This window comes from Rheinheimera sp. B2H12 (assembly GCF_059620065.1).
Genome location: NZ_CM184363.1, coordinates 4,569,256 through 4,581,824 on the forward strand (window position 1 = coordinate 4,569,256; position 12,569 = coordinate 4,581,824).

Here is a 12,569-nt window from a genome sequence, read left to right on the forward strand (position 1 = left end):
CTCACTCTGTCTGCGCTAAACGTTGTTGAATAAACTGCCGGCTGGCCGGCGCCAAGCCACCCAGTGCCAAAGCCTGCTGATAAGCCGCTCTGGCTGCGGTAGTTTGCTTTAACTGATCATAGACTAAGCCTAGCCCCAGCCAGGCGCGGGCTGAATCCGGAACCAACTGCGACCACTGCTGATAACTGCCAAGCGCCGCCTGATAATCACCCAGTTGCTGCTGCGCCTGAGCCTGCAAGGGTAAGACATCTGTCTGCAACTCGGTCATCGGTACAGCGCTTAGCAGGGTCAGCACCATGGCCCATTGTTGTTGACGCGCCGCCAGCCGGGCTTGCTGCAGTTGCAGCTGTGCCGACGGGATCTGCCGCGCCCTGGCTTGCGCCAGCAGTTGCTCAAGTTCGGCCCATTGTTGTTGTTGCCACCAAAGCGCTGCCAGTTGTTCATAAGGCAGTGGCCGGTCTGGCGCCAGCTGCAGATATTGTTGCCATAGTGCGGCCGCTTGCAATAATTGTTGGCTGGCCTGGGCCGTTTCCGCTCTTTGCTGCAACTGACTGAGTTGTAACTCCGGGCTGTCCGGTAGTTGTTCGATAGTTAAACTGCTGGCTGCCATGGCAGGCGCTGGCTGCCAGTCAGTTGCTGTCGGCGCAGGGGTTGCTGTCGGCACAGGAGCTGCTGTAAACACAGTGACCGCTGTCGTGACAGCAGATTCAGGCCCCCCCGCCATGGTCGCGCCAGGTTGTGTCCCTACTGACTCAGCAGCGACCGGCTGAGGTACGACCGGCTCAGCTGCGACCGGTCTGGGCGCAGCTGACGGCACCAGCGCAGGCTCAGCAGTGACCGGCGCAGGCTGAACCGGCGTAGTCGCCGCAGGCTCTACCAAGGCTGATGCCGTCACTGCCGGTTCAGACTGCACTGCTAGCACCACAACGGGTTGTGCCACTCTGGTTTCAGCCACCGGCTGCCATAGCCTTTGCAACCAGTGCCAGCTTTGCGTGAATAGCTGCGGCTGCCATTGCAGCAGTAATAATATGACCAACAAAAGTGGTACTAACCAGCGCCAGCCGGCGGCCTTACCCGCTCTGGCAAACACCGGTTGCGCCACGACCGGTTGCTGCGGTTTGCCTTGCTGTTTATCCAGATCCCGTAACATCTGATTAATCACACTCATGGCAATACCACCAGTAACCCCCAGACCAATAATAATAACGCCGAACTGAAGCAGGGCCAAAAATAACCTGACATTTCAACATCTTCAGTATCACGTGCCGCCAGCCACAGTTGATACCAGCCAGCCTGAGCTAAGCCCCGGCCATAGGCCAGTAGCAAGGCTTTATGCGCCAGCATATTGATCAGCCTTGGAATACCGCGGCTGAAATGCCATAACAAAGCGAGTGCAGCCGCCGAGAATAACGGCCGGCTGGCGCCCGCCAGAGCCAGGCGGGTTTGCAGATAAGCCTGGGTTTGCGCCCGGTTTTGCACTGTTAAATCAAAAGAAAAACTGATGCGCTGGCGTAACTGGCGGAATTTGGTTTGCGCCAGCCGCTGATTCAGTTCAGGTTGGGCGAATAACACCACCTGCAATAACTTGCGTTGTTCAGTTTCCAGATTCGTCAGCAAGCGCAACGCTTCCAGCGTTTCATCCGGCAAGGCCTGAGCTTCATCAATCAGCAACACCAGTTGTTTCTGTTGTGAGGCCAGCAATAACAATTGCCGTTGCAGCAGCTGCGCCAGTTGCTGGGCGTCGATATTGGCAGATTGCTTCAGGCCCAGTTCCAGCGCTATCGCCCAGCGTAATTCCGCCGGCGATAAATTCGGATCCGGCAGATAAGCCAGCGCCCAATGCGCCGGTGCTTCCTGTAATAATTTACGGCACAATAAGGTTTTACCTGTCCCCACTTCACCAGTGATTTTAATAAAACCTTCGCCTTGCGCCAAAGCGGTGTGCAACAGCGCCAAGGCTTGTTGATGCGCCGGTAAATCAACATAAAACGCAGTATTGGGCGTTAAGGCAAAAGGCGCCTGTTGTAAGCCAAAATGCGTCAGATAGATCATGGCCGTTGCTGCGCCCAATCCTGCACTTGCTGCGTCGACTGCTGCAACTGTTGCTGCCAGACGCCTTCGGTCACCACTGTTGGTTTGAGCAGGATCACCAGCTCTTTTTTCTTCTCAGTTTTGCTTTTTGACATAAACAAATTGCCCAATAGCGGAATGGATCGCAAGCCAGGCACGCCGCTTTCGGTATCCGTAATCACCGTTTGCATCAGACCGCCAATCACCACAATTTCGCCATTACTGGCTTTAATCACGGTATCAGATTCGCGGATATTACTTTGCGCCAATGGCAACACCACTTTGTCGTTGCTCAACTGAATGGTTTTGGTTTGCTCGGCGGTTTCGGTCACCGATGGGTGAATATGTAAAATCACCTGACCATTCTGGTCAATCTGCGGTGTGACATCGAGCGCAATACCGGAGAAAAACGGCTGCAAGGTAATCGAAGGATTATTCTGAATATCAGTGCCAGCCGTGGTGGTACTGTTGGTGATATTGGTGACAAAATATTCATCCTGCCCCACTTTAATCACGGCTTTCTGGTTGTTAATGGCGGTCACTCTGGGGCTGGACAGCACCTGGGCATCGCCCTGCGTTTCTAACAGACTAATGACGCCAGCAAAATCCGCATTCTGAAAACCGATACTGGTGACGCCGCCCAGCGCAGCGCTGATATTGTTGCCCTGAGTGCCAGCGCTGGTGTTGATTTTCAGTTCGGTATTGCCAATGCTGGCCAGCGCATTTTGCCAGTTGATGCCTTGCTGGAAATCGTCACTGAGGGTGACTTCAATAATCTTGGCTTCGAGGATCACCTGGCGCTGCAGATGCTGCTCTGACTGCGCCAGAAAAGTTTTCACCGCCGCCAATTCAGCCGGCATGGCCCGTACCGTCACTAAACCGGCTTGCGGTGACACTACTACAGCACGGTTATCCTGCTGACCAATAATACCCTGAATGGTTTTTTCTAAATCTTGCCAGAAGTCGGTGGTGCTGCCACTTTGAATGGTACTGCCGTTAAACTGCTGCTGACTCTGCTGGTTATTGGCTTGATTACCGTTCTGGCCAGTCTGGTTATTCTGGTTGCCATTGGTATTGCCTAAGTTGCCATTGCGCTGATTGCCATTGTTATTATTCTGCTGATTATCCTGCGACACACCACCGGAATTAACGGCAATCGAGGATAAGCCAATGCGTTGCAATAACAGATAATTCACCGCAATAGTTTCAGTGCGCAGTTGCGCGGGTAACACCTGATAAATTGAGCCTTGCCGGCGAATATCAAAGCCATAGAGTTGCTGCACCACCTCCATCACTTCTGGCAGGGTTACTTGTTTCAGCTGCAAACTAATCTGGCCACTAATGTCCGGATGCACCACCACGCTGGCCTGGCTATCCGCCACCAGGGAGGCAAAAAACTCGTTCAGTTCAACATTGACGGCCGAGACATTAAAACGTGGCAACAATGGCGCTGCGGGTAGTAGCGGCCGGCTATTGGCAAGCAAATCAGCACTGACGGCGGCCGGTACCTGTAACGACACCGGTAATTGTTGCTGCTTACTCAATTCTGCTGCGGTTTTTTCTGCCGCCATGGATGGCTGTAAGTTCTGACAGCCACTGAGCCAGGGCAACAGCAACGACAGCATTAAAGGAAAAGATCTTGGCATCATGATCACTACTTTATAGTTGTGTTAAATAAATTCAGCACCAACTGGCGCTCCCCCTGGCGCAGGAACACCTGCCTGGCATTGATCTGTTGCACCTGATAACCGTCAATCTCATCGCCAGGCCGGACTAACCGACCATTGATCACGGCGTGAAATCGACTGCCACTGGATTGAATCAGCGTCAGTTTAGGTAAAGCCGGCGCCTGATCCGCAGTTGCAACCGGCGCGAGTGCCATGATTTCCGGTTGGGTTGGATCCGACGCCCGCACCTGCAGCGTTGCGGTCAATGCCAACAGTACAGCCAGACTATAAGCGTAAATAATTTTGTTGTTCACTGACAGTTTCCAGTTCCAGATGTAACTCAGCCAGCGGATAGGCACTGACCTTATATTGCAACTGCCGCCAGTGCAATTGCCACGGTAGCTGTTCAAGCTGTTGTAATAGTTGCTGTAACGGCTGATAACGACCGGCAAACACAAACAGCGTGCGGTGCTGGTACAGCTGGCTGGCGCTGCCGTCGGCGGTACCCGGCAGTTGCAGCGCCTGTGCTGGCTGATTTTCTAACCGCAATAGCTGAACTTGTGGCTGGCTGACCAGCACATCCTGCAGTAATGCCACCATTTGCTCAGGTGCGATATAACGGCCACTGACCTGACGGATCTGCAGGGTCAGTTGCTGTTCATCCGCGCTGGCGCTGGCTAACTGCTGTTTTAATTGCGCGTCCGGATCTTGTTGCAACGCGGTTTCTACTTCACCCAATTGCCGTTGTAATTGGGCTGTGGCAGCCTGTAACTGTTGTTGCTGCAACCGCTGTTGCTGCAATTGTTGCCAGCCAGGTTCCAGCAGATACAGCAGTCCGAGCCACAATAGCAGCAAACTGCTGGCTGCCAGCAGCATATAACGCTCCCGCAATTGCAAACGGCCATAAGCACTGACTGCTTGTTGCCATTGACTGTCCATTATTGACCTCCGGCAGGTTTGATGACGGCGGCTGGATCCGTCAGCGGTGCCACCGACGAAGGTGCGACCGACGAAGGTGCCACCGGCGAAGGTGCGACCGACGAAGGTGCCACCGGCGAAGGTGCGACCTGCAACGGTGCGACCGGCGCAGGCAATAACGGCTGGCTGGCCTCTGGCCTGCCGCCACTTTGTGGCTCTGCCGCTGTCGCGGTGGTCCTAATCACAAAGGTTAACCAGCCTGGCTCAGTTGCCGTCACCTGCGTTGGCGCTGCCGAAGCTGGTGACGCGGCAGCTGTGGGGGTCTGCAGTGGACTGAGCCGTACTGTCGCCAGCGTCAGTCCCTGTAACTGCGGTTGTTGCCCCAGCTGTTGCAACCAGAGTGGCAACAGCTGGCTCTGCCTGACCACACCATGAAATTCTAAACTATCGCCCAGACTGAAGCCCGTCAGCCATAAACCGGCCGGATCAATCTGCGCCAAATGCGCCATCACTGCAGCGTAAGCGGGTGCCTTGGTATTATTCTGTTGCTGCAGATAGGCCAGCAGTTGTTGTTTCTGGCTGATACTTTGCTGCAATTGTGCCGCTTGTCGGCGCAACTCAGCAGATGGCTGACGTTGTGCTAAGGTTTGTTGCAAAATTTCCAGTTGCTGCAAGCTGCTTTGTTGTTCCTGTTGCAGCAAACTTAACTGTTGTTGCTGTTGTTGCTGTTGCCACTGCAACCAGCTCCAGGCACCAGCCAGCAGCAGCGACAACAGCAATAACACCCTGAGCAACAAGGGTAAACTGGCTTGTTCCCGCACCGGTTGCAACACGGTCTGATACAGATTAACTCTGCGCTTCATCAGAGTCCTCCTGCTGCAACAATTCAAGGGCTCCGGCCAATACCGGCCAGTGGCTGGCCAGCTCAGCGGCCGTCAGCCTTGTGGCCGATGCGGCTGAGACGGCAGACAACCAGCGACTAAAATCCACTGACCTTACCTTTGAAAAACCATTGCTGGCAAAATATTGCACTATAGCCGGTAACGTCGCGCTGGCCAGGATAAACAAAATTTCCTTCACCGGCGGTTGTCGCAGCTGACCTTCAAAATAATCCAGTGAACGCTGCACTTCCAATAACAAGCTATCCAGCATGCCTTGTTGCAACTCGGCAAAGTCATAGTGATCCAGCCGGTTAAAACCACGCAGCTTACGGGAAAAAAACACCATGCCCTGTTTGACGATCTGCAGGCTCAGTTCCTGACCAGGCAAATGCGTCAACAGCATCACGGCGCCACTTTGCTCCGGCGCTGCCGACTTGGCAGCAGTGTTCAGCAGATTTCGCGCCAGCCATTCTTCTGGCTGAATATTGATAAGGTTGACACGACGACGCTGTAACGCCTGACAAAGTGGCAACCAGCGACTGCGCGCTGTCAGAACTAACTGAATGCGGGGTTGTTGTTGATTGGGCTGCACCGGCACATCCAGATAATCCAGCAATAGGTCTTCGGCCGGAATATCGCTCAGCTCTCTGACCAGCCAAGGCAGTGCCTGCATCACTTCATTGGCTGCCAGCGCCGGTTTATCCAATTGCACCAGTTGATAAAATTCGCTGGCCAACACCAGACAAAGTGGGGTGGCAGCCGGAATAGCGTCCAGTAATTGCAACACCACTTCGGTCAGTTGACCGTTTGCCGCAGTTTGGCTGTGCCATTGCAACACTTGTTGGCTGGCGGCATCCAATTGCAGCAATTGCACAGTGCCATCCGGCTGTATGTAGACTGCCGCCACTGAGCCGGCGGTCCGGGCTTTGCCAGTTCTGGCGGTTAGGGTTCGGATTAACGCTTTTATCATCATTCTGCCTTGGCAATGTCAGTCGGCTGACTGACGCTAACACTCTGTTGCTGCCGCCGGTTATACTGGCCGGCTCTGGATGGCACCTGGTGTTTTATATGCAAGATCCGTTTTATCAGTTGCACTGGCAACAACTGAGCGTCCCGCAATTGGCGCAACAACAAACCGAAATCTGGCTTTGTCAGTTACAGACCAGGGTGCCCAGCATTGCTGGCAATAAATGGTTAAAACTAAAGTATCACATCCAGCAAATACAACAACATAACAAAACCGGAATTGTCAGTTTTGGCGGTGCATTTTCTAATCATTTGCTGGCTTTAGCTGCGGCAGGTCAATATTTTGGTTTTGCCACTGTCGGGGTAGTCCGCAGCCATCTGGCAGAGCCTGCCAGTCCAACCTTACGCCAATGCCAGGCGCTCGGCATGCAACTGCACTCGGTGGCTCCGGCGCAGTACCGCCTCTATTGCCAGCAAGCCGAGCAGATCGCCCGCATGGCCAATCAACAGGCTTTGCCTACTGCGGGCTGTGACTGGCAACCCAGTCACTGGCCCCCTTGCCACTGGCAACAGAGCTATCCGGATTATCTGCTACTACCAGAAGGCGGCAGCGCTGCACTGGCGATCCCTGGCGTGGCAGAACTGGCACTCCAGCAAACGCCGGCCGGTCCGGCCACTCTATTGGTGAGCGCCAGCGCCAGTGGTGGCACTCTGGCCGGGCTGATTGCTGGCCAAACCACAAGGCAGGCCGCCGGTCAGTCGCCTGCCGCCGTCCTTGGTATCGCGGTGGTGAAGGATGCCAGTTTAGCCGACAAAATCCGCCTGCTACTGCCGCAGACCGAACAGCACTGCGACTGGCAACTGTGGCCGGAACAAAGTGGCAAAGCCTATGGCAAATTCAGCCCGGATACCTTGCAATTTTGTCTGCAACTGGCCAGTCGTCAGCAGATCTATACCGAACCTGTCTATACCGGTAAAGCTTTACACAGCTTAGTGCAATGGGCACAGCAAGGTCGTTTCGCCGCCGGCAGCCGGATTGCATTTTTTCATACCGGCGGTTTACAGGGCCTGGCAGGTCTGGCATGCCGTGGCCTGGTAAGCCCTACCGAACTAAAACAGTTAACGCCGTCAGTTTAACCAGGCTGGTCAACTGGAATAATCCTCGCCAGTGGCTGACTGAAATAATAGCCCTGCGCACCACTGACCCCAAGTTTCTGTAAGGTTTGCCATTCCGCCAGATGCTCCACACCGCTGGCAATGACCCGCACGCCCTTGGCCACATTACCGGCAATCAAACCCCGGACAAACAACTGTTGTTCCAGATGCTGGTCCAGATGCCGCACCACGGACGGATGCAATTTGATGGCTTCCAATGGCAGTTCATCCAGATAGGGACAAGCTTCGATCGATAACCCAACATGATCCACAATCAAACGGAATCCCAACTGATGTAATTGCTCTAACTTAGGTTTGAGCGCCTGATAATGTTTCAGCAAGTGGTATTCATCCAGCTCAAAAGCAAACTGGCCGCTTTTGAGCTGACCACTTTCCAGCAATTGTAATAACCAGGGTTGCCAATCCGGACTTAACAGCGTCTGCACCGATAAATTCACGCTACACAGACTACCGGCGATATTTTCTACCTGACATAACCGCGCCGCTTTCAGCACTACATATTGGTCGATGACCTGACACAAACCACAATTCGCCGCCATCGGTAAAAATATCGCCGCATTGAGTTTATCGCCTTCGCTGCTTTGCAACCTGACCAGCACTTCGTGTTGGATCACATCCCGCTGCTCCCAGGAAAACACCGGCTGAAAACTCAATAACAAGCGTTGTTCATTCAGGGCATTGGTCAATTCAGTGCGCCACCAGACTGAACCTTTAATTTTCGGTTTGGCTGTTTCATAAAAGCCAAAGGCACCATTTGGCCCTTGCAGCTGCGCCGTTTTTAGCGCCATGTCGGCTTCCGCCATCAACTGATACGACTGTTGGCCTTGCTGATAAATGACATAACCCAGATGCAGCACGTCAAAATCCGGATAATCGGCAAAATAGCTCGACCGACTGAGCACTGCCGCCATCCGCTCGCCCATCGCAATGGCTTCTTTTTGCTCCATGCCAGGCAATAGCACGGCAATATCCTGTTCAGCCAATCTTGCCAGCACAGCCTGTGGAAAATGCGCCGTCAGTTGTGTCAGCAGTTCGGCACAACCGGCCAGCCGCTGCAACGCCACTGTGGGTTCAACCGCCGTTTCCGGGTGGGAGATTTGTAATAAAAACAACGCACCTTGCCCGGCTTCATCCGGGTCCTTTAAAAAATGCTGCAGCTTGCTTTCAAAATAAATCCGGTTGCCAATGGCTAAATCATGGTCGATCAGCCCCTGCACTCTGACCAGATGACGGATTTCTTGCTCACGTCTGGCTTGTGCCTGCTGATTTTTACTGATGCGGGCCAATTTCAGACTCAGACTTTCCTGTTGCGCCAAAGGTAAATGCGCATCCAGCATCAACTGGTTCAGGTTGCTTTCCAGTTGTTCGACATCAAGGCCCATCTGCTGCAGTTCAGCCAGCCAACTCCTGCCAAAGGCATAAGGGAGTAACAATAACAGATTCAGCGCACAGGCCAGCACCAGCGCCAGTTGCCAGCGCCAGTCATTGAGCTGGGGTTGTAAAATAACCACCAGTGCCAGCATAAAACCGAGATTCAGCAGCGCCGTCACGGCAACCCAGCGCAAGCCCTGCTGATACTGGCGGATAAAAAGCCCTGTTATCTTCACCATCGCCTCCTTAAGTCCAGTTAACAGTGTTAATGGCAGAGCCGGATTTGTCGAGGCGAGGCGAAAAATTAACTACCGCTTAGGACCCAGCTGCGCGCACCCGTTGCCAGTACGCTTGCAAGTCGGCTTTCACTTCCGGCAATAACAGATACAAGGCCAGAATATTCGGCACCGCCATCAGGAAGATCATCGAATCGATAAAATCAAACACCGCCAGCACATTGGGCACTGCCCCCATCGCCACTACACAACAAATCAACACTTTATACAGGCCGATACTGACGCGGTGTTCACCAAACAGGTAACCCCAGCCTTTCTGGCCATAATAGGCCCAGCTCACCACAGTGGAGTAACCGAACAGCAGCAGCGCGACCATCAACACCAGCGGAAACCAGTCAAACACTGAAGCAAAGGCGGTTGAGGTCAACTGCACGCCATCCAGTCCGGTTTGCAGATAACTGCCGGTGATAATGATTACCAAAGCAGAAATAGTACAAATAACCACAGTATCAATAAAGGGTTCCAACAGTCCGACAAAACCTTCCGACACCGGATCCTTGGTTTTGGCGGCAGAATGAGCAATAGGGGAAGAACCAATACCAGCTTCATTGGAATAAGCAGCGCGGCGAAAACCCTGGATCAGCACGCCAATAAAACCGCCATAAGCCGCTTCCGGCGCAAAAGCACCTTTGACAATGGTCCACAACGCTGCTGGAATATCAGCATAATGCACACCAATAATCACTAGCGCCGCCGTCAGATAAATGCCACACATCAGCGGCACCAGCTTGCTAGTCACTCTGGCAATACTTTTAATGCCACCGACAATCACCAAACCAACCAAAAATGCATAGATAATGCCAAACAGCCAGGCATTGTCAAAACCAGTCACGGTTTTCACCTGCACAAAACCTTGATTCACATGCACAAAACCAGCTGAACCAAAGACACAGGCGACGGCAAAAAAACCAGCCAGGAATTTACCGGTGCGCGGCAGCTGATACTTCTCCAGCGCCGCTTTGATGTAATACATAGGCCCGCCGGAGACAGTGCCATCTGGTTGGATCTGGCGGTATTTCACCGCCAAGGTACATTCGACAAATTTGGTGGTCATACCGAGAAAACCGGCCACTATCATCCAAAAGGTCGCGCCAGGCCCACCTAAGGTAATTGCCACCGCCACCCCGGCAATATTACCGGTGCCGACAGTACCGGATAAGGCTGCCGACAGCGCCTGAAACTGACTGATTTCGCCCTGGTCATCTGGCTTCACATGTTTACCACGTACCAATTGCACCGCATGGCCAAAGCCACGGATATTAATAAAACCGAGGTAACAGGTAAAAATGATAGCGCCACTCATCAACCACAACACAGTGACCGGCACTGCCACGCCTTGTACCTGAAAAGAGTAAAAAACCACACTAGCAAGCGCCGAACTCAGCTGTTCAAACGCCTGTTGAAAACTAAAGTCACTGGACATCTGGATATCTCTGGCTGCAAAAAGCAGCACCTTACCACAGTTTTCAGCGCCTTGACTGTAGCGCAAGTGGCAGAAATTCATCATTTGGTTATAAAACTGGCACCTGTCTGTCATCAGCGCACGCCACCATAGGCATAGTTACAAGGTGTCAGGAGAATGTCTGATGTGCGCTTTTCCACCCCTCTTGCAACCTACCAAAGCCAGACTATTGGCATTGAAGCTGCTTAGTTCGTTGTTACTCGGCAGCTGTCTGTTGAGTTCGATGGCGGCCACGGGCGCAACACCGCCCGATCCTAAAGTCGTGCTGGTCAGCATCGACGGCTTACGCTGGCAGGAAGTGTTTTACGGCGCCGACAGTCAGATTGCCCGTGACAGCCGTTTTGTCCGCGAGCCGAAAAAGCTGCAACCTTTGTTGCAAGGGGCCAGAGCCCGGCAACTGATGCCTTTTTTCCATCAAACTATCGCCAAACAAGGTTTATTGGTGGGCGATCGCCACCGCGGCTCGCTGATGAATGTCAGCAACCCCTGGCATATTTCTTACCCTGGCTACAATGAAATGCTCAGTGGCCGGGCTGATCCAAAACTGCATTCCAACGCCAAAATTGCGAATCCCAATGTGACAGTGCTGGAATGGCTGCACCAACAACCGGCCATGCGTGATCAAGTGGCCGCTTTTGGTTCCTGGGATGTGTTGCCTTATATCCTGAATGTGGCGCGTAGCGGTTTGCCGGTCAATGCTGGTTTTGCCGAAGCCACAGGTCAGCTTAGTCCGAAACTGCAGTTGTTAAACCAGTTACAACGGCAAACGCCGAGTCCCTGGCCTGCGGTGCGGTATGATGTCTTTACTCAGCAGTTTGCGCTGGATTATCTGGCGACCAAAAAACCTAAGTTGTTGTACATCGCTTTTGGTGAAACCGACGATTTCGCCCATGATCAGCGTTATGACCAATATCTGGCCGCCGCTCAGCGCAGCGACAGTTTTATTGCCGAGTTATGGCAACAATTACAAGCTGATCCGTTTTATCGCGACCAGACTACCTTGTTAATTACCACCGATCATGGCCGTGGCGACAGCCCCGCCAACTGGGCTTTTCATGCCGGCGCCCGCAGCCTGCAACAACAGCTCACAGGCTATTTAAAGCCACTGGCTAAACTCAGTCAGGGCATTCAGGGTTCTGATCAGATTTGGCTGGCAGCCTTGGGTCCACAAATTCCGGCACGCGGTCTGGTGAAAACCGACAGCCCCTGGCTACAGAGTCAAGTGGCCAGTACTGTAGCTGAATTACTGGGGTATGATTTCCAGAGTTTCCAATACAATGCCAGCAGTGCCTTGCCGCTCTTGCAGCAGCAAGCACGGCAACTGGCAGCACGCTCAGCCTTGACGCCACTGCAAGCACAACAACGTCAGTTACGCTGATAAATTTCCAGCGGCTGGCCATCCGGATCGGTAAAAAAGGTAAAAGCAGCGCCGGTGTAAGGGTCAATTCGCACCGGCTCAGTGGCAATGCCAAGGCTGTTTAACCAAAGAACTGTTGCAGCCACATCTGCCACAGCAAAACATAAATGTCTTAAACCCTGCGCTTCCGGCTGGCTTGGCCGTGGTGGCGCACCGACAAAAGAAAACAACTCCAGTTGTGAACCATCCGGTAATTGCAAATCCAGTTTATGAGACTGCCGCTCGGCGCGATAATGTTCCGCCAGGATCGGCAACCCCAGCAACTGATGATAAAAATGCTTTGAACGCGGGTAGTCTGAACAAATAATGGCAACATGATGAATGGCTTGCAGCATCCTAACAATC

General features: G+C 53.2%; 12 protein-coding genes. 2 read left to right on the forward strand and 10 right to left on the reverse strand.

Annotation, left to right across the window (positions count from 1 at the left end):
* Window position 1: 1 nt before the first annotated feature.
* Genes AC53GJ_RS19455 through AC53GJ_RS19485 form a run of 7 tightly spaced genes read right to left on the reverse strand, consistent with a single transcriptional unit; the run spans window position 2 to window position 6,509 of the window.
* Window positions 2-1,168 carry a hypothetical protein gene (locus tag AC53GJ_RS19455; protein ID WP_496730052.1) on the reverse strand — a complete coding sequence of 389 codons (1,167 nt, stop codon included), beginning with the start codon at window positions 1,166-1,168 and terminating at the stop codon, window positions 2-4.
* Window positions 1,165-2,052, reverse strand: a complete 888-nt coding sequence (locus AC53GJ_RS19460) for an ExeA family protein (RefSeq protein ID WP_496730053.1) — start codon at window positions 2,050-2,052, stop codon at window positions 1,165-1,167. The genes AC53GJ_RS19455 and AC53GJ_RS19460 overlap by 4 nt, the downstream gene beginning before the upstream one ends.
* Entirely contained in the window at window positions 2,049-3,719 is a 1,671-nt protein-coding gene (gene mshL / locus AC53GJ_RS19465) for a pilus (MSHA type) biogenesis protein MshL (RefSeq protein WP_496730054.1), read from the reverse strand. The genes AC53GJ_RS19460 and mshL overlap by 4 nt, the downstream gene beginning before the upstream one ends.
* 5 nt (window positions 3,720-3,724) lie before the next feature.
* Entirely contained in the window at window positions 3,725-4,051 is a 327-nt protein-coding gene (locus AC53GJ_RS19470; RefSeq protein WP_496730055.1) for a hypothetical protein, read from the reverse strand.
* On the reverse strand, window positions 4,023-4,676 hold the full coding sequence (locus AC53GJ_RS19475) for a hypothetical protein (RefSeq protein WP_496730056.1): 654 nt from the start codon (window positions 4,674-4,676) through the stop codon (window positions 4,023-4,025). Before AC53GJ_RS19475 ends, AC53GJ_RS19470 begins: the two co-directional genes overlap by 29 nt.
* The gene (locus AC53GJ_RS19480) at window positions 4,676-5,518 is read right to left on the reverse strand and encodes a hypothetical protein (RefSeq protein WP_496730057.1); all 843 of its coding nucleotides are present in this window, start codon (window positions 5,516-5,518) and stop codon (window positions 4,676-4,678) included. The genes AC53GJ_RS19475 and AC53GJ_RS19480 overlap by 1 nt, the downstream gene beginning before the upstream one ends.
* Entirely contained in the window at window positions 5,502-6,509 is a 1,008-nt protein-coding gene (locus AC53GJ_RS19485) for a hypothetical protein (RefSeq protein ID WP_496730058.1), read from the reverse strand. The genes AC53GJ_RS19480 and AC53GJ_RS19485 overlap by 17 nt, the downstream gene beginning before the upstream one ends.
* Window positions 6,510-6,604: 95 nt before the next feature.
* On the opposite strand from AC53GJ_RS19485, the gene AC53GJ_RS19490 reads away from it, so the two are divergent.
* Entirely contained in the window at window positions 6,605-7,639 is a 1,035-nt protein-coding gene (locus AC53GJ_RS19490) for a 1-aminocyclopropane-1-carboxylate deaminase/D-cysteine desulfhydrase (RefSeq protein ID WP_496730059.1), read from the forward strand.
* On the opposite strand, the gene AC53GJ_RS19495 is transcribed toward AC53GJ_RS19490, so the two are convergent.
* Together AC53GJ_RS19495 and AC53GJ_RS19500 are read right to left on the reverse strand one after the other, a co-directional pair.
* The gene (locus AC53GJ_RS19495; protein WP_496730060.1) at window positions 7,636-9,288 is read right to left on the reverse strand and encodes an EAL domain-containing protein; all 1,653 of its coding nucleotides are present in this window, start codon (window positions 9,286-9,288) and stop codon (window positions 7,636-7,638) included. The genes AC53GJ_RS19490 and AC53GJ_RS19495 overlap by 4 nt on opposite strands.
* Before the next feature lie 76 nt (window positions 9,289-9,364).
* Window positions 9,365-10,768, reverse strand: coding sequence for an alanine/glycine:cation symporter family protein (locus AC53GJ_RS19500; protein ID WP_496730061.1), 1,404 nt, complete (start codon window positions 10,766-10,768; stop codon window positions 9,365-9,367).
* Window positions 10,769-10,931: 163 nt separating this feature from the next.
* Here AC53GJ_RS19500 and AC53GJ_RS19505 point away from each other — a divergent pair, with 163 nt between their 5' ends.
* The gene (locus AC53GJ_RS19505) at window positions 10,932-12,185 is read left to right on the forward strand and encodes an alkaline phosphatase family protein (protein ID WP_496730062.1); all 1,254 of its coding nucleotides are present in this window, start codon (window positions 10,932-10,934) and stop codon (window positions 12,183-12,185) included.
* Here the strand turns inward: AC53GJ_RS19505 and gloA2 are convergent.
* Entirely contained in the window at window positions 12,173-12,559 is a 387-nt protein-coding gene (gene gloA2 / locus AC53GJ_RS19510; RefSeq protein ID WP_496730063.1) for an SMU1112c/YaeR family gloxylase I-like metalloprotein, read from the reverse strand. The genes AC53GJ_RS19505 and gloA2 overlap by 13 nt on opposite strands.
* Window positions 12,560-12,569 lie beyond the last annotated feature (10 nt).